The following is a 26520-nucleotide window of genomic DNA, read 5'->3' as shown; positions in this document are numbered from 1 at the left end:
CATTGCCAGGCAAGTGAAGATACTATCATGTACCGAAATCTATAGTTCATCTTGCAGTATTATCCTCGCTCAAGCATCACATTAAAGATAATTAATTTTATTTTGTTTTATTTACTACAGTAATCTCTAAATAAAAATGCTCTATAGTACACAAACATGTCTGCTGATAAACAGTCACTGCATCAGACTTACAGTGCAGGAGAAAAAATGAAAAAAATAGCAATGACGGTTTTAGCCGTAGTCCTTTCAGGGTGTTTTTCTACCTATCAACCAATTCCTGAAAACTATAATGGCAATACATCGACTATCAATGACTCTTTTACGAATAAAGAGGACACCAGTGCACATTTCTTCTTACTCTATAAAATTGATGACAATCATGTTCAGCAAAGCTGGGGAAAAACACGTATGGATAACTATGGCCAGGGAATGCGCTTTACCCCCAGCATAGTTTCTAGAGAAGTAGTGCCCAAAAAGCAAAAATTGACTTTGAAGGGATTGGTGTTTTTCCCGACAGATGCACAACTTCTTTTCGGAGACGATATGAGTGTAATCAAAGAGTTTATTTTTACGCCGGAAGCCGGTGAAACCTATACTGTCAGAGGAAAACTGTCCGAATCCGGTTCCAGTGTTTGGCTCGAAAACTCAGCAGGTGAAATTGTTGAGGGGAGTCTGGGCAAAATAGTTAACAAGTAAAAATACTAAACTACCCCCTATTTACACCATTCCAACTGATGAATTACGTAAAAATGAACAAGCTTGTCATACATAGACCAACTTATCAGAGGAGACCAATCAAAAACCCGCGGGTAGCTTTTTGATTGCTCATTTTCAACGTTATACAAAAGGAAAGATATGAACATCAAATTAATAATGAGCGGTATAGTGATCTTGTCTGTATATGCACTGATAGGCTGGCTATCGACCAGGGTCAAGAAAGAACCGTCAGACGTGCCCATCAATCTTGGGCTGGTGATTCTCGGCGGTGCAATTGGCTGGGTGGTCGGGATTTTTCTCACCCCTTATAGCGCAGGACAAAAAGCCGAGTTTGCAGAGTACGCATCCGTCATTGCACTATTCTCATCCGGTTATCTGGTCGGTAAAGTTGATGCCGCAATTTCGCATATGCTCAGACCGGAGAACCTGTTTACACCAATGGTGGGTTTTAGGCTCATAATAACCTTTTCATCATTCCTATTGGGTATGCTGGTGACGGTAGTCATTAGATACTATGCCTAACTAATTCCTTCCAAGGTACTACCGTTCTCCAAATGCCAGGAATGTACCGGAGGCTCTCCGCGTCTATTTCGCCTTAGGGCGGAAGGCCTTGATGACGCTCTCGTCCGTGACGAGGTAAGGGCCGCCGATCAGGTCGATGCAGTACGGCACGGCCGGGAAGACGGCATCGAGGCACTCGCGGATGGACTTCGGTTTGCCCGGGAGGTTGATGATGAGCGACTTGCCGCGGATGCCCGCCGTCTGGCGCGACAGGATCGCCGTCGGGACGTACTGCAGGCTCACCTGGCGCATCAGCTCGCCGAAGCCCGGCATCATCTTGTCGCAGACGTTTTCGGTCGCTTCCGGCGTGACGTCACGCGGTGCAGGGCCCGTGCCGCCCGTCGTGACGACGAGGCAGCAGCCCGCTTCGTCGCAGAGCTCTTTCATCGTCGCTTCGATCGTCTCCTGCTCGTCGGGGATACAGCGGTACTCGATCTCGAAACTGCTTGTAAGGTATGCCGTCATCGTCTCCTGGATCGCCATGCCGGAGATATCTTCGTAGATACCCGCGCTGGCGCGGTCGGAGGCGGTGATGACACCGATTTTGATATTGCTCATATTATGCTCCTTGCAAAAAGTGGTTGTACTCTTTAAAATAGTATATAGTGGCATAGGGTTTGAAAAACGCCCGCGCCGCTTCGGCATCGATAACGGCATCTTTGCCGCCGAGGTAGACTTCGATCCTGACGCCCCGTTCGTTCAGCTCCCGCAGCAGCTTTTCGGGCCAGGGGTAACCCAGCAGCTCTTCGAGCGCCTCTTCGCCCTCGTCGTAGACCGTGACGTCCCTGACAGGATACGGTGCGAAACAGCTCTCGATAAAACGCGCGCGGTACGCCGCGCTGTCGCGTTTGTACCCTTTCATCTGCAGCCGCTTGAAGCTGTCGGGCTTGTTGCAGAAGTACGCCGGCGAAAAGAGCTGCAGCGTGTCGATGCGCCGGTCGCTCTGCAGCACATCATAGAGCGCCTTGATGGCCCCGTAGCTGAACCCCGCAACCGTGAAGTCGTTTTGCAGCAGCCACGGCGTGAAGAAGGCCGATTCGTCTTTGAGACAGAAACCGCTATAAAACCGCATCGATCCGGGCTTTGATCTCCTCTTTGGAGATGCTTTCGCGCTCTAACAGCACATCGACGATCCCGTCCACCAGGGCCGTTTTCCCCTCCAGCAGTGCCCGCGTCTCCGTCTCGAGGCGTTCAAGCATCTGCGGCAGCGCCTCCTGCGGCGGCAGGAGCGAATCGCCCATGCCGTACTCGAAGAGCATCGCTTTGGCCAGCGTCAGTGCGGCGTTGATGTCGTCCTTTGCACTGGAGGTGTGTTCGCGGTAGCGGATGTCGCACATGATCTTGCCGGCGAGCAGCATACGGACGTGCGACTCGATCTCGTGGCGCATCAGCGGTTCGGAGAGCGCCGGACGGATGCTCTCGCTCCCCAGCATGACTTTCTCGAAAGGAAGGTCGAACCAGGTGGCGGCGACGGCTTTGGCGGCAAGGTAGGTCGCCCGGCACTCTTTCTGCTCATCGTTGAGAATCGGCAGGCGCTTCTTGCCGTAGGCGACCTTGTCCTTGACGGCCAGGATATCCTCCATGCGGACGTGGATCTGGCGGTGGCGCAGGGAGTGCAATGCCGCTTCGTTCACCAGTGCCGCCAGTGCCGCGCCGTTGAAACCGACGGTGATCTCCGCGATCGCTTTTGCATCGACGCTGTGGGGGATCTTCTCGAGGTATTTGGCGATGATCGCCTCGCGCTCGGCCGGTGTCGGAAGATCGACGAAGATACGGCGGTCGAAGCGGCCCGCGCGCAAGAGTGCCGGGTCGAGCACCTCGATCTTGTTCGTTGCGGCGATAACGATGATGCCGCTGGAATCCGTAAAACCGTCCATCTCGGTGAGCAGCTGGTTCAGGGTCGCTTCGCGCTCCTCGTTGCTGCCGCCGTCGCGCACCTTGCCGACGGCATCGATTTCGTCGATAAAGATGATGGCCGGGGCGTTGGACGCGGCGGCACGGAAGAGCTCACTGACCCGTTTGGCCCCCATCCCGACATAGATGTGTACGAAGGAGGAGGCACTCTGGTAGTAAAAGGGCGCATTCGCCTCGGCGGCAACCGCCTTGGCGATCATCGTCTTACCGACACCCGGAGGGCCGACCAGCAGGACGCCCTTGGGCAGACGCGCCCCGAAACTGCGGTAGCGCTGGGGATTCTTGAGGAAGTCGATGATCTCCTCAAGCTCCTCCTTGACGTCGCTGATGCCGCCGATGTCGCTGAACGTCACGTCGGAGACGACCGGCTGGACGCGGTAAGTCTGTTCCGGCGCCCCCTGTGCCGACTTGACCGGTGCACCCGGCAGTCGGCGGTGCTTCATCCAGTAGCGCAATAGCAGCGACGCCGCCCCCAAAATAATGATGAGGCTCAGAATGGCGATGACAACGGCACCGCCCTCCTCCGTTTTGACGACGTAGGCATCGAAAGTTCCGGCAGGCACCTGGGACTTGATGATGCTGAAGCGCCCCTCGGCGCTGCGCAGCAGGTAGGAACTTTCCCGCTCAACGACCTGCTTCAGATCGCCCGAGGCGATCAGCGTGTTGAGCTGGTCACGGCTGATCGGTTTGGTGGTATCGCGCAAAAACGCAAAAAGGGTCAGCGCGATAAGCAGCACCGCCGAGGCGGCGATGATCCACTTTGCTTTGTCAGACGACTGCATGATTGTACTCCTCTTCGGCCGTGGCGGATTCGATCCGGATCCAGTTACCCACGAGATCGGCCTCACTGTCGATGAGAATCTTGTTGTAATACTGGTCGTATCCCTGGTAGCGCCCCTCTTCCGTCACGGACTCGACGAGCACGTCCAGGTCCGTGCAGTGATTGCGCCGGAACGCAAGGTTGTTGGCGTCCACCAGGGCCGTCAGTTGTGCGAGCCGCTCTTTGGCGACGGCCCCGCTGATCTCGGGTTTCATCGTCGCCGAGGGCGTGCCGTCGCGCTTGGAGTAGGTAAAGGCGTGCACGTGCGTCAGCGGCAGCTGCTGCAGGTGTCTCCACGCCTCGTCCCAACGTTCCTGCGTCTCGCCGGGGTGCCCGACGATAAAGTCCGTGCCCAGCGCGAAGCCCTTCGCGGCCAGCTCGGAAAAGAGCTTCAGGTCCTCGTCGAACTTGTTGCGGCGGTTCATCAGTTTGAGCATCTCTTTCGAAGTGTGCTGCAGGGCGATGTGGAGGTGGCGTTCCAGCCACGGCTCGTCCAGGAGCTCCTTGAACGCGTCGGTGATCTGCACCGGTTCGAGCGACCCCAGGCGGATACGGCGTACGCCGCGGATGAGGCTCATCTTCTGCAGCAGGGTCGCGATGGAGCGGTTCTCACCCTGACCGTAGCTGCCGATGTTCGTCCCCGTCAGGATGAACTCGCCGAAACCGTTCGCGGCCAGCTTGGCAACCTGTTCCAGAATTACCTGCTCGTCGACGCTGCGCGCATCGCCGCGTACAAAGGGGATGATGCAGTAGCTGCAGCGGAAGCTGCACCCCTCCTGGATCTTGATGAAGGCGCGGCTTTTGCCGACGAACTGCTCGACGACGTTGTTGTCGATAAACTCCAGGTCGCCCAGTTCGTAGAAGCGGGTCTTGCGCTGCAGCAGTTCGTTGATCTTCGCCTTCTCGGACTGCCCGAAGACGCCCTGGACCTTCCCTTTTTCGAAGAGGGATTCACCCTTGGTATGCGCCCCGCACCCCGTCAGCATGACGGTCCGCCCCGCACGCTCCTGGGCGTTGATGTAGCCCCGCACGCCCGTATCGGCCCCGTTGGTGACCGTACAGGAGTTGACGACGACGATATCCGCCGCCGATTCATCCTCCGTCACTTCGAAGTCACGCAGCCGTCCCATCATCACCTGCGTATCGAAGACGTTGGTACGGCAGCCGAAGGTTTTGAAGTAGACTTTGGGCTTCATACCGGCTCGCCCTCTTCCGGCAGGGATCTCGGCTGCGGCAGCGGTTCGTTCTGCAGACGCAGACGCTGTGTCGGGTAGGCGATGGTAATGTCCTCTTCTTTGCCGTAGGCATCGAGGATCTCCATGGAGATCGTACTGCGCAGCGTCAGGGTCGCGTAGGCGTTGGTGAGGTACCAGGCGCTGATGCGTATGCCGTTCTCCTCCGCGAAAGCGTAGATACGCGGCTCGACGTTCGTATTTTTCAGGTTGTAGCGGCTGCGCAGCTTGTTGAGCTGGTTGCGGGTGATGTCCGTATACCCTTTGGCGAATTTACGCGTAATCTCTTTGGCGATAAGCTGCGCCTTCTTGTGGTTCGAGTCGAAAGTGACGGTGATGTCGATACCGTCCCAGACCGTCTTGAGCGAGACGTGGGTGTAGTTTGCGATCATCTCCGTGAAGATGTAGTTGTTCGGGATAAAAATGACCCGGCCCGCGCGGCGGTTGTGCATATAGGTTGTGAGCGTAATGTCCTCGAGGATCGTGATCCGCAGGAGCGAAATATCCAGGACGTCTCCGACATACTGCTTGCCGTCTTTGTCGACACGGACCCGGTCACCGACGTGAATGGAGCCGCCGAAGACGATGACGAGCCATCCGAGCATACTCATGAACCAGTCCTTCATCGCAATGGCGATACCGGCGGAAGCAAACCCGAGTACGGTGACGACGTAGCTGACGTTCTCGATATAGTTGAAAAGCAGGACCAGCAGGATCAGCGAGACATTGGCGAAGGTGATGACCTTGTTCGCCATATAGAAACGTTCGTTGTCGCTGATGTACTTCTTCGCGATCTGCTTCATGATGAAGAAGATGATGAGCAGGAAGAGGATGATCCCGCCGATATTGGCCAGCTTGAAGAGCTGCTCCTCGATCGCCTTGTTGATCTTGAGCTCGATCTCCTCGACGCGCTTGGCGTAAACGTCCGCCGTATCCTGCAGCGTCGAGTAGGCGGTCTGGTATTTGTCCGTCATGGAGTCAAGGCTGGCGATCTTCTTGACGTAGTCCTCTTCGCTGTCGACGTCGGCCAGGCTCATCAGAAGCTGGCGTTCGTCCAGCAGAAGCCGCAGGTAGCGCTTGAGCTCGTCGCCGCGCTTGATGTACTCATTGAGCTGTTCGCGCACCTTCTTGTTGTAGGAGACCCCGGCAAAAATATCGATGGGGTTGCTGATCTCAGGTGCGGCCTCGATCTCTTCGGGTTTGAGCAGGTCTGCAAACGGGGAGGCGGAGTGCGACTGCAGCAGGGAGAGCTGGTCGCTCATGATCTTCTGTTTCGCCAGCAGGGCGTCGCGCTGCTCCATCTTGGCATCGGCATCGTCGGAACGGTCGATGGCATCGATCTGCTCCTGCAGCGCCGCCAGATCTTTCTTGACGTCCTGGTAGGTCAGGTAGGCCGTATAGCTTTTCTGCCAGATATTGCTTTTGTCCAGTTCGTCTTTTAACTCGGACTCCTGCTTCCGCAGGTCGTTGACGCGGGTCAGGCGTGCATCGGAAAGGTGGGCAATGCGCTGCTGGATGCGACTGAGCGTCTCCAGGGCGAAGGTGGTCACCTTGAGGGACTGCTGCACCTCGGCGGTGTCCCGTGCCGTACCCAGGAGGGCGTTGAGGCTTTTCTGCTTTATCTGAAGGTCGGATTTGAGCGTTTCCAGTTCGGCAGCTTTCGATTCATACCGTCGGTACATGTCGGTATGGATGGAGAGCTGTTCGCCCGTGGGCTGGACATAGTATTCGACGACAGCCACCGCGGCGGCATTGATACGCCCCAGTTCCGTCTTCAGGCGTTCGCGTTCGCGCTCCAGGCGGCGGAGGGCATCGGCCTTGCCCGCAGCCTCGGGGTTCTGCAGCGCTACATCGATCTGCGCCAGACGCTCCTGCAGGACATGGCGGAGCGCATACGCGTCAACGGCGCTGTTCCAGGATACGGCCGTCTGATGTTTCGAAGCTTTCTGCACCGGTGCATCTGCCGCCGACGCAGCCGGTGCACCGAGCAGCAGTGTTGCCGTAAATAAAAGCGTTCCGGCGATGCGTTTGATCATTGGGCATCCCCCGCAAAGCCGCGCAGGATTTTCAGCACCGTGTCGCGGTCAATATCGTTGGGCATCACGACGCCGCCGAGGTGGTGCGGGAGAATGAAAGTGATACTGTTGTCACCGCTTTTTTTGTCGAGGAAGAACGCTTCGTAGAACGCCTCGACGTCGGCGATGGCATACCGGACCGGCAGATCATAGCGCTGCAGCAGCCGCTCGACCCGTTCCGCTTCAACGGCGTCCATCAGTTCCAGTTCAACCGCCAGACGGTTGGCCATCACCATGCCGATGGCGACCGTCTCGCCGTGCAGGTAGGTCGTATAGTTCGTTTCGTTCTCGATCACGTGGCCGAAGGTGTGCCCGTAGTTCAGCGCCGCGCGCAGCCCACGCTCTTTTTCGTCCTGGGCGACCACGGACGCCTTCGTCTGGACCGAACGTGCCACCGCCTCGGCGAGTTGATCGGGCTGGGAGAGATCTGCACTCTCCAGCCATGCGAAAAACTCCGCATCGAAGGTGACCGCCATCTTGACGATCTCCGCGACGCCCGCGGCGAATTCACGCGGCGGGAGGGTTTTCAGGAAATGCGGGTCCGCGTAGACGGCGATGGGCTGGTGGAAGGCGCCGACGAGGTTCTTGCCATAACGGTTGTTGATCCCGGTCTTGCCGCCGACGCTGGCATCGACCTGTGAGAGCAGCGTCGTCGGGATCTGGATAAAATCGATGCCGCGCTGGAAGATGCTGGCCGCGAACCCGGTCATATCGCCGATGACGCCGCCGCCGAAGGCGATGAGGACGGAACTGCGGTTGAAGCGCGCCTCGAAAAGGGCGCCGAGCACCGTCTCGATGCTCTCCCAGTTCTTGTACTGCTCCCCGTCGGGAAGCGTGATCACTTCCACCGCCGGTGCGACGAGGCGTTCGAGCAGGTACTCCAGGTGCAGCCCGGAGACCGTCGGGTTCGTGACGACGGCGACTTTTTTGTCAAAGGTGAGCGCCGGGAGCGCGTCGATGAAGATCTTGTAGGAGGTGTCAATAGTCTTTTTGAGATCGATATCTACGGTCATTCTCTATCCGAAAAAAAATTAGTGACTTATAATACTTAAATGAGGCTTATACCCATCTTGAAGCGGCGCGCTTCCTAGAGGACCGGGATGAAAAGCTGGTGGAAATGGTCCAGGTGAAACGAGAGTCCTTGCAAATCCGTGGAGAAAAGAGAGAGGACCGGCCGCTGCATGACGGTCTCGGAAAAGGGGATACACTGCACGAAGCGGTCCTCTTTTTTGAGGATGCGCAAGGGGTTGTCCGTGCTTTTTCGGATGGAGACAGACTGCGAGAAGATCGCCGAGAGGTTCTGGTAGTACTGCTCCACCTGCTCCTTGAAGTCATTCTCGTCCTGCTGGTACTCCAGCAGCTCGATCATCCACTCCATTTGCGACGCCATATCGAACATCGTCGTCGTGATCTTCTCGACATCCTCGGATTCGGAGAGGAGCATAACGGCTCGCTTGACGTTGTGCATCTGCCCCGATGCCATCTTCAGCACCGGGACCTTGAGGTCGTAGAGCACTTTGCGCACGGCATCGATGCCGAAGAGCTTGCGCGAAACGACAATGAACCCGGCATGGATATGGCGTTTGTCGTTGCTGAGAAGGTAGGCTTCTCCCCGGCGGTCGTAATCGATCATCACCTCTACCTCGGGCGAGCGCAGCTGCTTGATCTCGCGCAGCACATCCAGGTCGCCGGGGTTGGTGACACGGATGTAGAGCTTGCGGCGGAGACGCTCCTGGACATAGATCGTTTTGCGCAGCATCGGGATAATATCCTCGGCCCGGTCGACATCCATGTCAATATAGAGGTAGATGGTGCTGCCGTAGGGTGCCGGGAAGTGTCCGAGTTCCCGTTTGAACGACCGGTAGATGGAGATGAGGACGTCCGGTTCGCCGACAAGCAGCAGCAGGTCGTTAGGGTGGATCAGCGTCCGTTCCGTGGGCAGGATGAGACGCTGGTCACGGTAGATGCCGGCGATGCGCCATTGCGACTGCTCGATCGCCCCGACATGGCGGTAGACGTAGGCGCTGCCGAAGGGGACCAGCACTTCCATCACCTCGCCCTCCCCCATGCCGACATTCTGCGCGATCACGGGGACGTTGGGGAGGTAGTCGATGAGGCGGGCGGAGAGCTGGTCGTTGACGTCGATGGTCAGGGTATTCGGGTCGTCGATCTTGAGGTCCCACTGGTCCAGCATAATGACGCGCACCGACGGTTTCTCCGACCGGATGTTCTCCAGGGTGTTGACGGCGTCCAGGCGGCTGCTCATCACCAGCATGATCTGCACGAAGTCCATCTTCAGCACGTTGCTGAGCTTGTAGCGGCTTGTCGGGTCGAAGGTGAAGAACTTGAAGCGGTCCGGACCGGCCTTCTCGTACTTGCGATCCTTCATCTGGATGACGTAGTAGAGGTTGTCTTTGGAGTACGCTTCGATGGCCCGCTCGACGAGATGCTCGCCGATCGTGCAATCCGTGATGATGAGAATTTTTTTCATGGTCCTGTGTCACGGCGCGGGGCGGATGCCCGGGCCGTGCGAATACCTTCTTTCTTCAGCGGTGGAAGGGCGTCGCCCGGATGGAGCGCGGCGTGCCCTTTAAATTATCGGCAGACATTGTAGCATAACTGCGTGTTTAGGGGCGTTGCGTTACAATTCCGCACCTAATTTCCACAGAGAAGCCCATGACATTTACCCTCGAAGCGACCAGCGGCAACGCGCGCGCCGCCACCATTGAAACGGCCCACTCCACCATCCAGACCCCGGTCTTCATGCCCGTAGGGACGGTCGGCAGCGTCAAAGCGCTCGACATGCAGGATATGGCCGAACTATTAGGCGCCAAGATCATCCTCGCCAACACCTACCACATGTACCTGCGCCCGGGAGACGAAAGCGTCGCCAAACTCGGCGGGCTGCACAAGTTCACGACCTACCCGAACAGCTTTCTGACCGACAGCGGCGGTTTCCAGGCCTTCAGTCTCAGTGACATCTCCAAGGCCGATGAAAACGGCATCGAGTTCCGCAGCCACATCGACGGCTCCAAGCACTACTTCACCCCCGAAAAGGTGCTGGACATCCAGTACAACCTCGGCAGCGACATCATGATGATCCTCGATGACCTCGTCGCCCTGCCCGCCACGCGCGAACGCATCGCCCTCTCCATCGACCGTACGACCCAGTGGGCGCAGCAGTCCATCGACTACCACCGCCGAAAACAGAAAGAAGGCATCGGCGTCGATCAGAACATCTTCGCCATCATCCAGGGCGGGATCGACAAGGAGTTCCGCGCCAAATCCGCGACCGAACTCTGCGCCCTCGACTACGACGGCTTCGCCATCGGCGGACTCTCCGTCGGGGAAGCGAACGAGGATATGTACGACACCGTCGCCCATACCGTCCAGTATATGCCGACAGACAAGCCCCGCTACCTCATGGGCGTCGGCACCCCCGAGGACCTGATCGAAAACATCGACCGCGGCGTCGACATGTTCGACTGCGTCATGCCGACGCGCAATGCCCGCAACGCGACGCTCTTCACCAGCTTCGGGAAGATCAACATCAAGGCGGCACGCTACAAGCTTGACGAGGCACCTGTGGATCCCGAATGCGACTGCTACACCTGCCGCCGCTACAGCCGCGCCTACCTGAACCACCTCTACCGTGCGAAGGAACTCACCTACTTCCGGCTCGCCTCCATCCACAATCTCCACTACTACCTCAACCTGATGCGCGAGGCGCGCGAAGCGATTCTGGAAGAGCGCTGGAGCGACTTCAAAGCCAAGTTCTACCGCAAACGCGAGGGCTGAACTCACTCCTCCCCGCCTGACGGTTTATGATGCGTCAGGTAATCGAACCACCCCAACCCCACGATCATCAGCGTGACGCCGAGCAGGAGCATGAAGCCGTACCCCATCCCCGTATAATCCCCCAGCGTGATCTTGAATACGACCATCAGCGACTCGATCGAAAGCGCGATAATAATGGAGACGAGGAACTTCCCCAGCAGCGTATACTGCCCCTCGCGCTGCCGCCCGGCATTCTTGTACATCACTTCGTTCTCCAGGATCGTTTTGGCCAGGTCGAAGATGGCCATCCCCAGTGTAATGGCGATAATGGCCTTGAAGACTTCGTGCAGCATGGCGTCGGCGGTGTGGAAGAAGACATACGCGAACGTATACGCACCATAGAGAATCAGGAAAAGCGAGACGGCAACCAGGGTGGTGCCCCCCAAGGCATACACGATCAGTTTGAAACGTTCGAACCGGGAGTTGTGCTCGATCAGACGCAGCGCTTCGAGCAGCTTGAGCAGGTTGAAGTCGAAGACGACGAATCCGCCCTCCCCGTCGGAGGTCACGAGCGTCACGCTGGAATCGCCCGTGAGATGGTGAATATAGGGGTTGGTCATATAGCAGCTGAAGTTCTCCAGGCTGAAATTGGTGAAATAGTGGCTCTTGTCCGTCCCGACCCGCGATGTGTCCATCCCCCTTCTGTAGTAGTTCGGGCTTGTCTGCTTCAGATCGGGCCCGATGAGGTAGATCATCTGCAGGAAAGGAAGGTGGCTGAAGACCTGGTGTATCCCCGCTTCGTCTTCAAAATTGAAACGGTCATCCTCAACCCTGTTGCGCAAAAACATCTCGATCGCATGGCGATTCTGACGGAACTGGTTCACAATGCGTTTCATGCGACCTCCTTGCGGCTGCCTGTCTCTGCTGCGTCTTCCGGCACGCGGCCGGGCGGCGTTGTTCCCCTTTTCACACGATAATGTTTCATTATGCATCTTCGCGGTTAAACAGCGACTGAACAGCCGATGCTAGTCTCTGCAGTTAAACAACGGCAGTTACAGCCGCGCTATAATGAAATCACACAGTTCCAAGGCAAGGAGCGTCCTATGGCACCGAAAGACCCAGGCAAATTGCGTGTCCTTTACCTCTCGCACGGCGGCGGTCCGCTGCCGCTGCTGGGAGACAAAAGTCATGATGAAATGGTCGTTGCCCTGAAACGGGTCGCGGCATCGATCCCGAAGCCCTCGGCCATCATCGTCGTCAGTGCCCACTGGGAGACGGTAACGCCGACAATCACGCACGGAAGCACCCCCGACCTCATCTATGACTATTACGGCTTCCCCGACGAATCCTACGAGATCACCTACCCCGCCCCCGGGATGCCGGCCCTGGCGGATGAGGTGCACTGGTGCCTCCAGCAGCAGGGGATCGCGTCGATACTGGATGACGACCGCGGTTTCGACCACGGTCTCTTTGTGCCCCTAAAGATCATGTACCCCGATGCGGATATCCCCTGCATACAGATCTCGCTCGTCAAAGGGCTGGACCCGGCCGCGCATCTGCACATGGGCAAGGCGCTGGCATCGCTGTCACGGGACAATATCCTGGTAGTCGGCTCCGGCTTCTCGTTCCACAACATGAAGGCGTTCTTTACGCCGTCGCAGGAGCGTACCGAAAAGAACGACGCCTTCAAGCACTGGCTCATCAAAACCTGTTCGGACCCTGAACTCATTGAGAGCGAACGCACAGAACGTCTCATCAACTGGGAGCATGCCCCCTACGCCCGCTATTGCCACCCGCGTGCAGAGCACCTGCTGCCGCTGCATGTCTGTTACGGGGCGACTGGGCGTGCCTGCGATACCGTTTACGAAGCGGAAATCCTCGGGGTCGATTCGGCGATGTTTCTATGGTCTTGAAAAAAAGTGTGCGAGGACGCCCGGAGGAGGAGAATGAAGGCCCCCGGGCGTAAAGGAGATGTGCCGCGCGCTGCGCGCGTCTGTCACTTCAATTAGAAGTTGTAGACGAGGTAGAGCTGCAGCGTGTTGTAGGCGTCGCCGTCGTTGATAGCATCATCGTCCGCATAGATATAGGCGAAGAGTGCATCAAGCTTGCCGAACGATTTGGCAGCAGTGAAAGTCACTTCGCTTACCGTGTTTTTGAAATAGGTCAGACCCGCACCGCCATCAGTGTCGATGTTCGTGTAGAAGAGTCCGAGATCAGCCATTTCAGGAATGCTGTAAGTCGCCGTCACGTTGTAGGCGTCCGTACCCGGCAGACCGACGTAACCGAAGTTCCACCATGCTTCCGTGTAGAGCTTGGACTGCATACCCCAGCCTTCGCCAGGCATGGTTGCGATGTTGCCGATATACATATCGCCGTCTTTATCCGTTGTGGAGTAAGAAGCATAAAGACCGAGGTTCTCGACACCTTCGTAACCCAGTTTCGCAGCAAACGCCGTAGAGTCATCAGCCGTAGAGATCAGTTCGTTCGGATTGATCGCCGTATACTGCAGACCTGCAACGACACCGGCCATGGAGAGGTCAGCTTCGAGCCAGTATGCTGTTGCCGTATCAGGCAGTTCGTAGTACCACGCCTGTGCCGTCAGCGGCTCGAAGGAGTTGTTGATCGCACCGACTGCGATTGCACCCTGGTCGCCGATGGTTGAGAATTTACCTTTTGTATCCGTCAGCAGGAACTGGGAGTAGCCGTTTCCGGTTGCAACCCATGCACCGACAAGTGTCGTACCCGGGATATCCGTATTGGTGATCGTTGCCGCTTCAAAGTTGTTCGCTGTAATGCCCCACGTTTCGGTAAAGAGCAGCGGCGTATCGAGTTCCATGCGTCCCGCTTTCGCAACGGTGTTACCCAGTTTGGCGGAGAGCCACGCCTCGCCGATCCAGCCGGTCGTCGTGTAGAAATCACCCGTCGCATTATCAACATGTGCACCGGACCATACGTTGTTGGCGATCTCTTTATCAAGGCCAAGCGTACTGACGGCATAACCTGTGACGCCTGCGGAGAGGATCTCATCGATATCTGTTGTAATGCTCAGGCGTGCACCGAAATCGGCTGTGCTGGTTTCTTTGCCGAAAAGGTCGGCACCGTGACCGTCAAATGTAGAGTAGAAGAAACGGGCATCACCGCCGACTTCCGTGTTGTCAAATGCGAAAGCGCTGCTTCCCAGGAGCAGTGCTGCCATCAAACTCATTTTTGTCATTTTCATTATGTTTCCTTATCGATAGATAGACTTGCTTTATGTCTTTAGTACTTTACCAACGGTTTAACATTTTTAAACCGACTAATTGTTTATTTTTTAATCATATATAGGATAAATTCTGTTCATCTCATTTTTTCCACCTCCAAAAAGTTGGTTTTCTTTTCTGCCGGGAAGGTGCTTCAGCCCTGCTTCGAAGCGAGGTACTCCCGCCAGCCGCCGAAAGAGGTGATCTCCTCGGCTCCCTTGAGCGCATCGGCCTCGCACAGAAACCCGTACACGGTGCTGCCGTCTTCGAGCTGTACGGTGCCGATACAGAGCGGCGAAGCGATCTGGATCATAAAAGCGCCGAAGTGTTCCAGCGGCATCGACCAGACTTCCAGTGTCACGGCACTCTGCACAGTGCTGTCGCGCACCATTCCCGGACGCGGCGGCACCTTTTCGGGCACGTCGTAGAGGCGGTACCCCGGAGCCGTTTTCGTTGCACTTACAAAGGTCGCGTCCAGCTCCGTCAGCTGGTGGTTGAGCGGCAGCCCGCGCATGTGCGCACCGCAGACGGCGATCTTGATCGTCTCAGCCACGGGACACCTCCACGTACGCTTTACCGATCTCCATCAGACGGCGGTCTTCAAAGGCATCGCCGAAGAGCGTCACGCCGAAGGGGAGCCCGTTGGGGCGGAACCCGGCCGGTACCGCGTAGGCGGCAAAATCGAGCAGGTTCATGAAGTTGGTGTAGTAGCCGAGGTTCGTGTTCAGCTGTACCGGGTCGGCATTGAGCGCTTCAACGGTGTAGATGGTTCCCGTGGTCGGTGTCAGCGCAAAATCTGCCCCCTCGAGTGCCAGTTCGGACTGCCGTTTATACTCTTTGAGACGGTACTCCGCGGCAAAGTACTCCACCGCGCTCTTGTCCCTGCCCTGCTCGATGATCGAACGGGTCACATCGAGCACCTCTTCGGGCTGCTCGTCCATGATCTGCTTTGCCGCGATATAGCGTTCGGCGACCCAGGGGCCCGAATAGAGCAGGTTCGCCGCATCGAGCATCGGCGAGAAATCGGTTTCTATCGCCGTATACCCCATCGATTCAAAACGTGTCACCGCGGCGTTGAAGAGTGCTTCGGCCTCGGTGTCCCCGAAGAATTTCAGCTGGGACGGCAGCGGCACGGCAAAACGCATCGTTTTTTCCGCTGCATCCGCTGTCGCCGGCATCTTGCGGCTGTAGGGGTCTTCGGCGTCAAAGGCACATGCGATGTCAAAAACAACTTTGGCGTCATCGGTGTTGAGGGCGAAGATGGAGACGCAGTCGAGGCTGCGGCACGCCGGCACGACACCGGAGGTGCTCAGAACCCCCTTGGAAGGCTTGACCCCCACGAGGTTGTTAAAGGCTGCCGGCACGCGTCCCGATCCCGCCGTATCCGTTCCCAGTGAGAAGGCCGCCATCTCCAGGGCGACGCTGATCGCGCTCCCCGAACTGGAGCCGCCGGAGATGTAGGCGGGATCTATGCTGTTGCGGCAGGCTCCGTAGGGTGAACGGGTCCCGACCAGCCCCGTCGCGAACTGGTCAAGGTTCGTCTTTCCGACGGGGATCGCCCCTGCTTCGATCAGCCGTTCGACAACGAAAGCCGATGCTTCCGGAACGTAGCTGTAGGCCGGACAGGCGGCCGTCGTCGGGATACCGGCGAGGTCGATATTGTCCTTGATCGCGAAAGGGATGCCGTAGAGCGGCAGTGATGCCGGGCTGACCCCTTCAAGCCGTTCGAGGTAGGGTTCGGTCTCCGCCTCGCTCAGCGCATGGATAAAAATAGGGTTTTCCGCGTGCGCCTCGATCCGCGCACGGATCTGCGCCATCACGTCGCGCGGGGTCGTTATACCGTTTTTATAGTCGTTGAAAAGTTGTGAGATCGTCATAATGTATTCCTTTTTATATCGTCGTCTCGGGGAGATCGTCCTCTTTCGTACGCAGCGCCTCGATCAGCGCCGCCGTAAGGATCAGCACGCCGCCGATCATCTCCATGGCATCCATCCGTTCGCCCGCAATGAGCGTCGCGGAGATAACGGCGGTAATCAGCTCCATGATAATGATGATGGAGGAGCGTCCCGCTTCCATATGCGAAACGCCCCACTGCGACCCGATATTGGCCAGCAGCAGCCACAGGACGGCGTAGGCCGCGAGGGCAAGCCATGCGTCGGAGTCCGCGTCGTAGGGAAGCTCTTCAACGCCCAGGGCGAGCAGTGCACCGGCCAGGATCAGGCAGCCGTAGAACATCACCGTAATCTTCGATGCGACCGGGACTTCTGCCGCGGCACGGAAGACGAGGTTGTTCATCGCGAAGAGCAGGCCCGAGAGCAGTGCGATCAGGTCGATCCATGACGGGGCACCGCCGAGGGCATCAAACCCGCCGAGAATGACGAAGGCACCCGTCACCGCCAGCGCGGCACCGAGCCAGCGCCAGAGGTCGACGCCTTCGCGCAGGAAGAACTTCCCGCCGAGCACGCCCCAGACGGGGAGCAGGTAGAAAAGCACCATCACGCGGATCACCTCGCCGTTGATCAGGGCATAAGTAAACGCGAGGTTCGCACCCCCGCCGAAAAGCAGGATCATTCCCATGGCCCGCTTGTGTTCGCGCCACTGCGCAAACTGCGCCATGAGCACCGGGGTCAGCAGGAGCGCCAGGATGCCGTAGGCACCCATCGTCAGGGCGATTCCGTCGATGCCCATGCCGTTGATCTGTTTGAGCGGAAGCCAGGTAAGCCCCCAAAGGACCGACGCGCCGAGCAGTACGACGACGGGAAGATGTGAACTCATGCCACGGCCTTTATTTTATGACGCTGAAAGTAGAAGCGTTCCGTTTCGCCCATCCACTGGTTGATCTCCCAGAGGTCGGCAACCGGTGCCTTGGTAAAGGGGAGCATATGGAGGTAACCGTCGGGGCCGAACTCCGGCGTCATCGTTGTGAATCCGAAACCGCGGCGGCGCTGGCTCTCCCAGGCCTGTTCCCAGACCCCCTGGTGCGCTTTGAGCGCATAGGCGTACTCGGGCGCCGCAGGATGCGGTACCTGCGGCCCCTGGTCGTAGCCGACACGGGCATGGATATGCATCACGTTCGGCACGATCGCGTTGATCACTTCGGGTTCGCTGTCCATCTGCCGTTCGCAGACGACGCACCAGTGGCTGATATCGAGCGTGAGTGCGATCTCCGGGAGCGCTTCGACGATACGCCGCGTTACCCAGGGGTTGAAAAGACTCCGGCTGCGGTGGGTCTCGAAACTGATCTGCACTCCGTACCGCTCCGCCAGTTTCATCCCCTCGCTGAAAAAGCGCAGGCTTTCCGCTTCGCTCCAGGCGTCCAGCCCGCCGATGCAGGTGACGAAACGCGGGGAGAGTTCTGCACTGCGGGAGAGGATCGCGTTCAGGTCGTCCAGGTGCCCTTCGACACCGAGATCGCGCTGCGGTACATAACCGCCGCCGGTCACCGCCTCGGCGATATAGTGCAGGTTATACTGCTCCAGGCACGTCTTCCAGTAGGCACGCTGCTCCGCCGATTCGGGGGCGGGACCTTCGATCCCGGCAAAGCCGGCCGCGGAGGCCTCGGCGCAGGCGGTCTCGAAGTCCCCTTCGAACCCCCACATGGTTTTATAAAGCTGTAGTTTCATAGCCCTTCCTACGCCTGCGGTTCGATGACGAAGAGCATCTTGCCCGCGTGGACGCTCTCGCCCTCATGGCAGAGCACCTTGACGATCTTGCCCGCTTCGGGGGCCTCGATGTCGACTTCCATCTTCATCGATTCGGCGATGGCGAGCACTTCGCCCTCCTCGACCGTGTCGCCGAGCTTCGCCATCACCTTCCAGAGGCTACCCTGTACCGGGGACTCGACCGCTTCGTCGTGTTCGCCCAGCTCGATGACTTCCATCGTCTCCGCTTTCACTTCGCCGCTCTCAGAGGTGAAGTTTGCCAGACCCGTGCGTTCCCACATGGCGCGCTCTTCGTCGAAGGCGGCCTGCTGCGTCGTTTTAAAGGCTTTGATGCTCGCCTCGTTCTCGCTCAGGAATGTTTTGTATGCCTTGAGGCTGAAGGTCGTCTCTTCGACTTCGAGCTTCATGCGGCCGCGGGGGAAATCCTCGCGCATCTTGTGCAGCGCTTCGGCGCTCACTTCGTAGAACTTGATCTGGTCAAAGAAGCGCAGCAACCACGGTTTGCCCTCTTTGAAATCTGCCGTCTGGCGGTGGCGGTTCCACATCTGTACCGTACGGCCGACGAACTGGTAGCCGCCTGGGCCTTCCATCCCGTAGACACACATGTACGCACCGCCGATGCCGACGGCGTTCTCCGGGGTCCAGGTACGCGCCGGGTTGTACTTGGTCGTGACCAGGCGGTGACGCGGGTCGAGCGGTGTGGCGACGGGGGCACCGAGGTAGACGTCGCCAAGCCCCATGACGAGGTAGTTGGCGCCGAAGACGATCTTCTTGACCTCGTCGATGGAGTCCAGGCCATTGATACGGCGGATGAACTCGATGTTCGAAGGACACCACGGCGCGTCGGGACGGACCGTCTTCATGTACTTGTCGATGGCGACGCGGGTCGACTCGTCGTCCCAGGAGAGCGGCAGGTGTACGACACGCGCCGGCACCTCGATGTCGTCGATGGACGGCAGGGTCAGCTCGATCTCCTTGAGGCGTTCAATGAGCGCCGCGCGGTCGCAGACCTTCGGGTCAAAATGCACCTGCAGCGAGCGGATACCCGGGGTGATATCGGTGACCCCCTCGAAGGCCTCCTCTTTCATCGCCTCCATCAGCACGTGGGCGCGGAAACGCAGCTCGATGTCCAGCTGCATCTCGCCGTACTCGACGAGGAGGTTCGCGTCGCCGGACTGGCGGATAACCATCGCCGGCAGGTCGCCCTTCGCTTCGTCGGCGAAGAGGATCGGCGAACCGATCGGTTTCGGTGCAAGGAAAGCGCGCTCGTCGTAGGTGGAGAGCGTTGCAATCGCTTCCTCCTGCGCTTTGAGCATCGCCATCGCCGTGTCGTGTTCGACCGGAACGAACTTCACCTTGTCGCCCGCACGCAGCTGCCCCATCTTCCAGAGTTCGGCGCTGACGATCGTCACCGGGCAGACGAAACCGCCGAGGCTCGGACCGTCGGGGCCGAGGATGACCGGCATGTCACCGGTAAAGTCGACGGCGCCGATGGCGTAGGCGTTGTCATGGATGTTGGAGGGGTGCAGTCCCGCTTCGCCGCCGTCCGTACGCGCCCACTGCGGTTTGGGACCGATCAGGCGCACGCCGGTGCGGTTGGAGTTGTAGTGGATCTCCCACTCCGTTGCAAAGAAGGTCTCGATATCGTCGTCGGTGAAGAAATCCGGGGCACCGTGCGGCCCGTAGAGGACGCCGATCTCCCAGCGGTTCTCATAACCGTGGCGCGGCTCGGCCGGGACTACGGCCGCGTCGCCTTCGGTCATCGTGTCGATGTGCAGGACGTCACCGGGCACGAGGGTACGTCCGGCATGACCGCCGAACTGCCCGAGGGTAAAGGTCGAGCGGCTGCCGAGGTACTCGGGCACGTCGAATCCGCCGCGCACGGCCAGGTAGGTTCTGAAGCCCTCGTTCTGGACTTTTTTCAGTTTGAGGACGCTGCCGGCCTTGACCGTCAGCGCTTCGTTCATGCCTACCGGTTCGTTGTCCAGGTAGGCGTCGATCTGCGCACCGCAGAGCGCGACGACGCTGTCGGTGTTGAAACGCAGGGTCGGCCCGGCAATGGCGATCTCCAGGCCCGCCGCCGCTTCGCTGTTGCCGACCAGGCGGTTGGCGTAGCGGAAACTGAATCCGTCAAAGGGGCCGGAAGGCGGAACGCCGATATCCCAGTAACCGCTGCGGCCCGGATAGTCCTGGATCGCCGTCTGGGTTCCCGGGCGCAAAACGTCGATACTTTTCGGTGTGAAAGTGAAGCCGTCAAGGTACTTCGTCGTCTGTTTGCCCTGTTCAAAGACCTCGGAGGCGACGATGGCCCCGAGGTAGCGCAGGTTCGTCTCAATCCCGTCGATGCGGGTCTGCGCGATGGCGCTGGCGATCTTGGCAAGCGCATCGCTGCGGTCGTTGCCCTTGACGATGAGCTTGGCGATCATCGGGTCGTAGAAGGAGGAGACTTCGAGCCCTGTTTCAATGAAGGTGTCGCAGCGGATCCCTTCGGCGAAGGCGACGTTCGTCAGCACGCCGGAGCTGGGCTGGAAGTTCTTCATCGGGTCTTCGGCGTAGACGCGAACCTGGATGGAGTGGCCCTGCGGGTTATGGGCGTAGTCGTAGAGCGCCGGGTTCTCGCCTGCAGCCGTGCGGATCATCCACTCGACGAGGTCGACGCCGGTCACCTCTTCGGTAATACCGTGCTCGACCTGCAGGCGGGTGTTGACCTCGAGGAAGTAGAACTCGCCGCTGTCGGTGTCGTAGACGAACTCGACCGTCCCGGCGGAACGGTAGGATACGGAGGCCGTCAGCTCTTGCGCTGCCTTGTAGAGGGCCTGGCGCGTTTCGTCGGAAATCCCGGGGGCCGGGGTCTCCTCGATCACCTTCTGGTTGCGGCGCTGGACGGAACAGTCACGGTCGCCCAGCGTCGCGACGAAGCCCTCGCCGTCCCCGAAGACCTGTACTTCGATGTGGCGCGCATGTGCGACGTATTTTTCCAGGAACATCCCGCCGTCGGAGAAGTTGTTTTCGCTGAGGCGCTTGACGGAGTCGTAAGCACTCAGCAGCTGCGCTTCGTCAAAACAGAGCTGCATCCCGATCCCGCCGCCGCCGGCGGTACTTTTAAGCATGACCGGGTAACCGATGCGCACTGCTTCGCTTTTCGCTTCGTCCAGGTCGGCCAGCAGCGAGGAGCCCGGCAGGAGGGGGACGTTGTTCGCCTCGGCCAGGGCACGGGCCGTATGCTTGAGACCGAACTTCTCCATATGCTCCGTGCGCGGACCGATGAAGGCGATCCCTGCCGCCTCGCAGGCGCTGGCAAACGCCGCGTTTTCGCTCAGGAAGCCGTAACCGGGGTGGACCGCTTCGGCGCCGCTCTGCTTCGCAATGTCAAGGATCTTGGCAGCGTCGAGGTAGCTCTCGCTGGCAACGCCGTGACCGATGTAGTAGGCTTCGTCGGCAAGGCTGACGTGGAGGGAGTCGGTATCGGCACCGGTATAGACGGCGACGGAGCCGATTCCCATCTGTTTGAGAGTACGGATAACGCGGCAGGCGATCTCACCACGATTGGCAATCAAAACTTTTTTAAACATAGCTCTTCCTCAGGTTCAGGTTTCGGGCCGTCCCGTTCGGATACCTGTGCAGGTCGTCCAGCACAGATGAGGTTGCGCACCCCAGGGCGTCAGTTAAAAAAGTTCGGAAAGCGGTTCTTGCTTTCGAAGAACTTGATATCGTGGTTGGGCCACAGTTCGGCCCCCGTCTCCTTTGCGAGGTGTTTGAGTTTCTTGATACTGTCAAGCGCCATGTCTTCACGATCCTGCCAACAAAGCCCCGGGACGATCTCCTGTTCGAGATTCTCCTGCAGGTCGGCTGCATCGCCGCAAAGCAGGATCGGGGGCCCTTTGGGCAGTTCGATCATCATCGACATGTGCCCAGCCGTATGGCCGGGGGTCTCGATGGCGCGCACACCGGGGACGAGATCATACTCTCCCTTGTAGACGCGCCAGTTGACCGGGCAGTCGAAATCCTCTTTGAAGTAGGCTTCGTCCGCCAGCGCGTTAGCCGCTTCGAGCTCTTTCTCGTGTACGTGCACCTCGGCACCACAGAACTCACACACCCCGCCCGCATGGTCAAAGTGAAGGTGGCCGCAGAAGACGACGTCGATATCCTCCGCTTGCAATCCCAGTTCGGCCAGGCGGTTGGGAAGACGCTGCTCCTCCTCCATCGTCGGCGGCCCGAAAGGGAAGCCTTCGTGCTCGTAAAACTTTTTGCGTTTTACGTCGTCAACGATCTTGGAGTAGTCACAGCCGACATCATACAGTATCCGACCGTGGGCTGTTTCGATCAAATAGCTTAAAATTGGAGCAGTGATGATGATTCCCTGCCCATGTCCCCGTGTCGAAAGGGTTTTTTCGTAGCGGTGGGTGCCGGTGAGAATGGGCCAGAACTTCTTTACCTGGGTCATGTTGACTCCTTCAGTGTGCCGTCAGGAACGAGACGCCGTCCACCCCGATAAAGGAGCGCCCCCCGTCATGCTTGACATCAAGGTCGGCCGGGTCCCCGTTGAGGACCCGCGCGACACGGTAGCGGTGGTAGCTGCGCGCCAGGTCGGAGAACATCAGGACCTGCGTCCTGTCGTCGCCGTAGAGCTTCGCATGCAGTTTCGGCAGCCGGTACCACGGCTGGATCTGCTGATCGTGGTGGACGTTGTGGTACGCGAAATTGAGGACCAGCAGGTTCAGCCACGGGTACTTCTCTGAAAACAGGTTCGAATAGGTGTTGCGCGATTCGAAGGCGCGGTCATACTGTTTCACTTGCGCTTCGCGCGAAAAGTCCAGTGTTTCATGCACATCGTAGGTATGCTGGTGCACGTCCATGAAACGCATGACCGTCAGGAAGATCATGTACGCCAGCGGGTAGAGCAGCAGCACTTTCGGCGAAATCGACGCCAGTGCGGCAAAGAAAGCGATGCGCAGCACGAGTACCGTGACGACGCGGCGGCGCAGGTGGCGGCGGCTCTCCTTGACAAACGGCAGAATGATAACCAGGGCGTGCATCATGATCTCGAGGGCGGGAATGTAGAACCACTCCAGCACCTGGATCGTCTTGAGCAGTTTCGGGTAGTGCGGCAGGCGGGTGCGGAAATCGAACGAGACGACATCGGCACGGTCCAGGTGATGGCGGACATGCTTCATCCGTATCGCCTCGTAATCACTGTACGACGCGCCGCAGATCCAGAGCAATACCTCTCCGAAACGGTGGTTGTTGATCGGCAGCCTGAAGAGCGAATCGTGGGCGCATTCGTGGATGAAATAGGCAGCGATGACCATACCGTGTGCCAGCAGGAGCACCCCGGCGGCGTTGAGCCACAGCGCGTCGGCCATGATGGCGGCGAAACCGCCCACGTAGGCGCCGAGCATATAGGCCCATGCCGCCAGGTTCGGCAGCCATGCATCTTCGAAGCGCAGAAGCCGTGTCGTCTTTTTCATCGTCTTAGTCGTCCCAGACGATCAGCTGAATCGGCGTCGGGTTGAAGGCGTTGCACGGGTTGTTGAGCTGCGGGCAGTTGGAGATCAGCACCAGCGTGTCCATCTCCGCTTTCATATCGACATAGTCACCGGGCTTGGAGATCCCGTCGACGATGATCAGGAACCCGTTCTCCTCGATCGGCACGTTCATGAAGAAGTTGATGTTGTTCGTGAGGTCGCGCGGGTCCATCTCGCGCTCGCCGATCTCGAACAGGTAGTTGTCGCGGCAGCTGTGCATGTACTTCGTATTGTGGCCGTAGCGCACGGTATTGCTCTCCGCGCTGCAGTGGCCGCCCAGGGTGTCGTGGTTGCCGCAGGTGTCGTCGGTGATCGTCATCATGACGTTGTCGTCGGTGGAGATCAACTGGGTACCCGTCGTGACGAAGATGCTCCCCTGCTCGCGGATCGTATCGTTGGCCGAGTAGCGCTCTTCATGGTCATTGGCATTGTAGAAAAGCGTGTCGACGGCCTGGCACCCCTCGAGGTCGACGATACGCAGCGTCTGGCCTTTTTTCACGACGTAGCTCCACGGCACGCCCGCCGGCAGTTTATGGTTGTAAACGGCAGTTTCGATATCTCTTTTCATCACGCGCTCCTCAGGCAAAATAGCGTGCGTTGTTCTGGAACGCACGTTTGGACTGGATACTGAAATTCATGCAGTAATCATCTTCGGTGACCGGGGCCGCTTTGAACAGCGTCAGCTGGACGTCGCTGGGGTTGTATGTTCCTGTTTCCATAACATGCGGCGTGTTGGAGAGCACAAGCAGGACGTTCATCTCCGCACGCAGCTCGATGTAACTCAAAGGCTGCGGCCGTTTTTCGGAAAGTGCCAGCTTGTTGCCCTCTTTGACGTCGACCCTTCTGAAGAAGTTGATCGCCTGGATCATGTCGCGTTTGCCCATGCCGTATTTGCCCAGTTCGACCAGGAAATTTTCACGGTCGCTTTTGTAGTAGCGGTTGCGGATATGTTCGAAGTCACCCTCACCGAAGTTTTTCGCGACGATACGCGGGTTGCTGATGCCGCCGATAGCATCGAAGAGACCGTCAGTCGTATCTTCCGTAATGGAGAGCAGTACACGCCCCTGCTCGGAATAGAAGACCCGCCCTTTGCAGAAGTAGGCATTGTGCTGAAGTTTGACCGTGTCGGCGGAGTTGAAACGCTCCGCGGTGTTGTCGGCATTGTAGAACATCGCGCTGAGCGTGCCCAGCCCGTCCTTGGTCGTGATACGCAGCTTGTCACCGTGTTTGATGATTTTCGACCAGCGCGCACCGCCCGGGAGCACCTCGTCGAGGATGATGGATTCTGGTTTCAGGTTTTCGTGTTCAGTTATCACTGTATCTCCTTCAGAGTTTTTCGGGCCGTCCCGGACGTCGCGATGCCGCAGGTCGTCCTGCGGCACGGGAAGAGATGCTCTTCCGAAAGTGGTTCAGACCTTGAAGGTCTGGTCGATCTCTTTGAGCACGGAGTCGCGCGTATCCCCGACAGGGATGTCGTAGGTGATTCGCGCGCCGTAGGCGTTGGGGGCCTGCGGGTCGTGGCGGACTTTGTCGAAGACCAGCAGCCGCGTGCCGAGGTAGAACCCCTCGTGCAGGTCATGGGTGACCATGACGACGGTGAGGTTGTTCTTCTTCCACAGGTCGAGGATCAGCGCGTGCATATCAGCACGGATCCCCGGGTCGAGGGCGCCGAACGGTTCGTCCAGCAGCAGGATCTTCGGTTTTTTGACCAAAGACTGCGCGATGGAGAGGCGCTGCTGCATCCCTCCGGAGAGTTCGCTGGGGTACTTGTGCGCCGCGTCGCCGAGGCCGACGGCTTCGAGCATCGCCATCGCTTCGGCTTCCGCCTCCTTGCGTGCCTGACCGAAAAGGCGGCCCATCAGCGGGGCTTTTTCAAACTCGATCCCCAGCATGACGTTTTTGAGCACGCTCAGGTGCGAAAACACGGAGTAGCGCTGGAAGACGATCCCGCGGTCGACACCCGGCTCTTCCGGGAAGGGTTTCCCTTCGAGCAAGAAGGTGCCGCGCGTCGGGTTTTCCTGCCCCAGCAGCATCTTCAGAAAAGTTGTTTTCCCGCAGCCCGACGGTCCGACGAGCGTACAGAATTCGCCCGCTTCGATGTTCAGGCTCATGTTCTCCAGCACGACGTTGTCGCCGTACTCTTTCCAGAGGTTCTTGACGGTGACGAGGCTCATGACTGCTCCTTCCCTGCGTCGTACCACGGGAACACCTTGTAGGTGAACCGCTTGAGCAGGTAATCAAATAAGAAGGCGAGGAAGGTGATCCAGGCGACATACGGCAGGATCACATCCATCGACAGGTAGCGGCGTACCAGGAAGATCCGGTACCCCAGCCCTTCCGTGGCCGAAATCGCCTCGGCAGAGATCAGGAAGATCCACGCCGTCCCCATAGTGAGACGCACCGCATCCAGCAGCCGCGGGAAGATCTGCGGCAGCACGACGCGCAGCACGATGCTCCACGACGTTCCGCCCAGGGTCTGCGCCTTGATGAGCTGCTCGACCGGGATCTCCATAACCCGCTGCTGCAGGTCGCGGACGATCAGCGGGGTCACCCCGATGACGATCAGTGCTACTTTAGCCAGCTCACCCATGCCGAATATGATGAATAAGATGGGCAAAATAGCCATTGGCGGCACCATGGAAAAGGCCGCGACGAAGGGCGAAAGTCCTGCACGAACGAAGGGAATGAACCCCAGCGGGATCCCCATCAGCAGTGCGAGCACGGCACTGATGAGTACCCCGAGACCAAGGCGCTCGAGCGAAGAGACCGTATCCTCGACGAAGAGGTATTCGCCGGTCCGTTTGCTCGGTGTGAGTGCCATGCGGTCGATCGCCTCGGCAAAGCTGCTCATGGAGGGCAGCAGTTTGTCGTCCGGATTGGCCGCCAGGCGGACTTCCGACGCCCCAAGGTAGAGGAGCGCGACCAGGACGAACGGCAGCAGTCCCAGGAAAAAGAGGGACTGCTTCGACGGTCTGAGGTTCATTAATCGTTTCATAAG

24 protein-coding genes are annotated in these 26520 nt (G+C 58.5%); 4 read left to right on the top strand and 20 right to left on the bottom strand.

The features are described 5' to 3' along the window. Positions 1-156: 156 nt before the first annotated feature. Positions 157-696: a hypothetical protein gene (locus WCX49_RS06165; protein WP_345986707.1), complete on the top strand. Its 540-nt coding sequence runs from the start codon at positions 157-159 to the stop codon at positions 694-696. Positions 697-855: 159 nt separating this feature from the next. After that, a complete protein-coding gene (locus WCX49_RS06160) occupies positions 856-1239 on the top strand; it encodes a hypothetical protein (protein WP_345986706.1) in 384 nt (127 codons plus the stop codon). 63 nt (positions 1240-1302) lie between these two features. On the opposite strand, the gene mog is transcribed toward WCX49_RS06160, so the two are convergent. The 7 genes from mog to WCX49_RS06125 all read right to left on the bottom strand — a co-directional run bounded on the left by mog (position 1303) and on the right by WCX49_RS06125 (position 9810). Further along, positions 1303-1836 (bottom strand): molybdopterin adenylyltransferase, encoded by a 534-nt coding sequence (gene mog / locus WCX49_RS06155; protein ID WP_345986705.1) that lies wholly within the window; start codon positions 1834-1836, stop codon positions 1303-1305. A gap of 1 nt (position 1837) precedes the next feature. Further along, on the bottom strand, positions 1838-2350 hold the full coding sequence (bioV, locus tag WCX49_RS06150; protein ID WP_345986704.1) for a pimelyl-ACP methyl ester esterase BioV: 513 nt from the start codon (positions 2348-2350) through the stop codon (positions 1838-1840). After that, the gene (locus tag WCX49_RS06145; protein ID WP_345986703.1) at positions 2337-3974 is read right to left on the bottom strand and encodes an AAA family ATPase; all 1638 of its coding nucleotides are present in this window, start codon (positions 3972-3974) and stop codon (positions 2337-2339) included. The genes bioV and WCX49_RS06145 overlap by 14 nt, the downstream gene beginning before the upstream one ends. Further along, the gene (mtaB, locus tag WCX49_RS06140) at positions 3961-5208 is read right to left on the bottom strand and encodes a tRNA (N(6)-L-threonylcarbamoyladenosine(37)-C(2))-methylthiotransferase MtaB (protein ID WP_345986702.1); all 1248 of its coding nucleotides are present in this window, start codon (positions 5206-5208) and stop codon (positions 3961-3963) included. Before mtaB ends, WCX49_RS06145 begins: the two co-directional genes overlap by 14 nt. Further along, positions 5205-7280 carry a mechanosensitive ion channel domain-containing protein gene (locus WCX49_RS06135; protein ID WP_345986701.1) on the bottom strand — a complete coding sequence of 692 codons (2076 nt, stop codon included), beginning with the start codon at positions 7278-7280 and terminating at the stop codon, positions 5205-5207. Before WCX49_RS06135 ends, mtaB begins: the two co-directional genes overlap by 4 nt. After that, positions 7277-8332 carry a 3-dehydroquinate synthase gene (gene aroB, locus WCX49_RS06130; protein ID WP_345986700.1) on the bottom strand — a complete coding sequence of 352 codons (1056 nt, stop codon included), beginning with the start codon at positions 8330-8332 and terminating at the stop codon, positions 7277-7279. Before aroB ends, WCX49_RS06135 begins: the two co-directional genes overlap by 4 nt. Positions 8333-8406: 74 nt before the next feature. Next, a complete protein-coding gene (locus WCX49_RS06125; RefSeq protein ID WP_345986699.1) occupies positions 8407-9810 on the bottom strand; it encodes a TrkA C-terminal domain-containing protein in 1404 nt (467 codons plus the stop codon). A 185-nt stretch (positions 9811-9995) separates the two neighbouring features. Here WCX49_RS06125 and tgt point away from each other — a divergent pair, with 185 nt between their 5' ends. Then, entirely contained in the window at positions 9996-11117 is a 1122-nt protein-coding gene (gene tgt / locus WCX49_RS06120) for a tRNA guanosine(34) transglycosylase Tgt (RefSeq protein WP_345986698.1), read from the top strand. Positions 11118-11119: 2 nt separating this feature from the next. Here the strand turns inward: tgt and WCX49_RS06115 are convergent, their stop codons facing one another. Next, the gene (locus WCX49_RS06115; protein ID WP_345986697.1) at positions 11120-11992 is read right to left on the bottom strand and encodes a hypothetical protein; all 873 of its coding nucleotides are present in this window, start codon (positions 11990-11992) and stop codon (positions 11120-11122) included. A 207-nt stretch (positions 11993-12199) separates the two neighbouring features. Here WCX49_RS06115 and WCX49_RS06110 point away from each other — a divergent pair, with 207 nt between their 5' ends. Continuing rightward, complete coding sequence (locus WCX49_RS06110) at positions 12200-13009, top strand: class III extradiol ring-cleavage dioxygenase (protein WP_345986696.1); 810 nt, start codon at positions 12200-12202, stop codon at positions 13007-13009. Positions 13010-13101: 92 nt separating this feature from the next. On the opposite strand, the gene WCX49_RS06105 is transcribed toward WCX49_RS06110, so the two are convergent. The 12 genes from WCX49_RS06105 to WCX49_RS06050 all read right to left on the bottom strand — a co-directional run bounded on the left by WCX49_RS06105 (position 13102) and on the right by WCX49_RS06050 (position 26517). Then, entirely contained in the window at positions 13102-14316 is a 1215-nt protein-coding gene (locus WCX49_RS06105) for a hypothetical protein (protein WP_345986695.1), read from the bottom strand. A 173-nt stretch (positions 14317-14489) separates the two neighbouring features. After that, entirely contained in the window at positions 14490-14888 is a 399-nt protein-coding gene (locus WCX49_RS06100) for a hypothetical protein (protein ID WP_345986694.1), read from the bottom strand. Beyond that, entirely contained in the window at positions 14881-16212 is a 1332-nt protein-coding gene (atzF, locus tag WCX49_RS06095; protein WP_345986693.1) for an allophanate hydrolase, read from the bottom strand. The genes WCX49_RS06100 and atzF overlap by 8 nt, the downstream gene beginning before the upstream one ends. 13 nt (positions 16213-16225) lie before the next feature. Then, on the bottom strand, positions 16226-17110 hold the full coding sequence (locus tag WCX49_RS06090) for a DMT family transporter (protein WP_345986692.1): 885 nt from the start codon (positions 17108-17110) through the stop codon (positions 16226-16228). Then, positions 17107-17958, bottom strand: a complete 852-nt coding sequence (locus WCX49_RS06085) for a TIM barrel protein (protein WP_345986691.1) — start codon at positions 17956-17958, stop codon at positions 17107-17109. The genes WCX49_RS06090 and WCX49_RS06085 overlap by 4 nt, the downstream gene beginning before the upstream one ends. Before the next feature lie 8 nt (positions 17959-17966). After that, positions 17967-21569, bottom strand: coding sequence for an urea carboxylase (uca, locus tag WCX49_RS06080; protein ID WP_345986690.1), 3603 nt, complete (start codon positions 21567-21569; stop codon positions 17967-17969). Between the two features lie 89 nt (positions 21570-21658). Next, on the bottom strand, positions 21659-22441 hold the full coding sequence (locus tag WCX49_RS06075) for an N-acyl homoserine lactonase family protein (protein ID WP_345986689.1): 783 nt from the start codon (positions 22439-22441) through the stop codon (positions 21659-21661). Positions 22442-22451: 10 nt separating this feature from the next. Next, complete coding sequence (locus WCX49_RS06070) at positions 22452-23465, bottom strand: fatty acid desaturase (protein ID WP_345986688.1); 1014 nt, start codon at positions 23463-23465, stop codon at positions 22452-22454. Between the two features lie 4 nt (positions 23466-23469). After that, the gene (locus WCX49_RS06065) at positions 23470-24090 is read right to left on the bottom strand and encodes an urea amidolyase associated protein UAAP2 (protein ID WP_345986687.1); all 621 of its coding nucleotides are present in this window, start codon (positions 24088-24090) and stop codon (positions 23470-23472) included. A 10-nt stretch (positions 24091-24100) separates the two neighbouring features. Beyond that, a complete protein-coding gene (locus WCX49_RS06060) occupies positions 24101-24838 on the bottom strand; it encodes an urea amidolyase associated protein UAAP1 (protein WP_345986686.1) in 738 nt (245 codons plus the stop codon). Positions 24839-24931: 93 nt separating this feature from the next. Then, entirely contained in the window at positions 24932-25696 is a 765-nt protein-coding gene (locus tag WCX49_RS06055; RefSeq protein WP_345986685.1) for an ABC transporter ATP-binding protein, read from the bottom strand. Continuing rightward, positions 25693-26517 (bottom strand): ABC transporter permease subunit, encoded by an 825-nt coding sequence (locus WCX49_RS06050; protein WP_345986684.1) that lies wholly within the window; start codon positions 26515-26517, stop codon positions 25693-25695. The genes WCX49_RS06055 and WCX49_RS06050 overlap by 4 nt, the downstream gene beginning before the upstream one ends. Positions 26518-26520 lie beyond the last annotated feature (3 nt).

Origin of the sequence: Sulfurimonas sp. HSL-1656, from assembly GCF_039645585.1 — a bacterium.
GTDB classification, from domain to species: domain Bacteria; phylum Campylobacterota; class Campylobacteria; order Campylobacterales; family Sulfurimonadaceae; genus Thiomicrolovo; species Thiomicrolovo subterrani.
The sequence above is the reverse complement of the archived record's forward strand: the minus strand, read 5'-3'. Positions and strand labels throughout refer to the sequence as shown.

Coding starts and splice junctions, on each gene's coding strand:
- WCX49_RS06145 (WP_345986703.1), bottom strand. CDS start 3,974: ATGCAGTCGTCTGACAAAGCAAAGTGGATCATCGCCGCCTCGGCGGTG.
- mog (WP_345986705.1), bottom strand. CDS start 1,836: ATGAGCAATATCAAAATCGGTGTCATCACCGCCTCCGACCGCGCCAGC.
- WCX49_RS06055 (WP_345986685.1), bottom strand. CDS start 25,696: ATGAGCCTCGTCACCGTCAAGAACCTCTGGAAAGAGTACGGCGACAAC.
- WCX49_RS06165 (WP_345986707.1), top strand. CDS start 157: ATGTCTGCTGATAAACAGTCACTGCATCAGACTTACAGTGCAGGAGAA.
- aroB (WP_345986700.1), bottom strand. CDS start 8,332: ATGACCGTAGATATCGATCTCAAAAAGACTATTGACACCTCCTACAAG.
- WCX49_RS06075 (WP_345986689.1), bottom strand. CDS start 22,441: ATGACCCAGGTAAAGAAGTTCTGGCCCATTCTCACCGGCACCCACCGC.
- WCX49_RS06090 (WP_345986692.1), bottom strand. CDS start 17,110: ATGAGTTCACATCTTCCCGTCGTCGTACTGCTCGGCGCGTCGGTCCTT.
- WCX49_RS06065 (WP_345986687.1), bottom strand. CDS start 24,090: ATGAAAAGAGATATCGAAACTGCCGTTTACAACCATAAACTGCCGGCG.
- WCX49_RS06115 (WP_345986697.1), bottom strand. CDS start 11,992: ATGAAACGCATTGTGAACCAGTTCCGTCAGAATCGCCATGCGATCGAG.
- WCX49_RS06135 (WP_345986701.1), bottom strand. CDS start 7,280: ATGATCAAACGCATCGCCGGAACGCTTTTATTTACGGCAACACTGCTG.
- mtaB (WP_345986702.1), bottom strand. CDS start 5,208: ATGAAGCCCAAAGTCTACTTCAAAACCTTCGGCTGCCGTACCAACGTC.
- bioV (WP_345986704.1), bottom strand. CDS start 2,350: ATGCGGTTTTATAGCGGTTTCTGTCTCAAAGACGAATCGGCCTTCTTC.
- tgt (WP_345986698.1), top strand. CDS start 9,996: ATGACATTTACCCTCGAAGCGACCAGCGGCAACGCGCGCGCCGCCACC.
- WCX49_RS06070 (WP_345986688.1), bottom strand. CDS start 23,465: ATGAAAAAGACGACACGGCTTCTGCGCTTCGAAGATGCATGGCTGCCG.
- WCX49_RS06110 (WP_345986696.1), top strand. CDS start 12,200: ATGGCACCGAAAGACCCAGGCAAATTGCGTGTCCTTTACCTCTCGCAC.
- WCX49_RS06105 (WP_345986695.1), bottom strand. CDS start 14,316: ATGAAAATGACAAAAATGAGTTTGATGGCAGCACTGCTCCTGGGAAGC.
- WCX49_RS06050 (WP_345986684.1), bottom strand. CDS start 26,517: ATGAAACGATTAATGAACCTCAGACCGTCGAAGCAGTCCCTCTTTTTC.
- atzF (WP_345986693.1), bottom strand. CDS start 16,212: ATGACGATCTCACAACTTTTCAACGACTATAAAAACGGTATAACGACC.
- WCX49_RS06160 (WP_345986706.1), top strand. CDS start 856: ATGAACATCAAATTAATAATGAGCGGTATAGTGATCTTGTCTGTATAT.
- uca (WP_345986690.1), bottom strand. CDS start 21,569: ATGTTTAAAAAAGTTTTGATTGCCAATCGTGGTGAGATCGCCTGCCGC.
- WCX49_RS06085 (WP_345986691.1), bottom strand. CDS start 17,958: ATGAAACTACAGCTTTATAAAACCATGTGGGGGTTCGAAGGGGACTTC.
- WCX49_RS06125 (WP_345986699.1), bottom strand. CDS start 9,810: ATGAAAAAAATTCTCATCATCACGGATTGCACGATCGGCGAGCATCTC.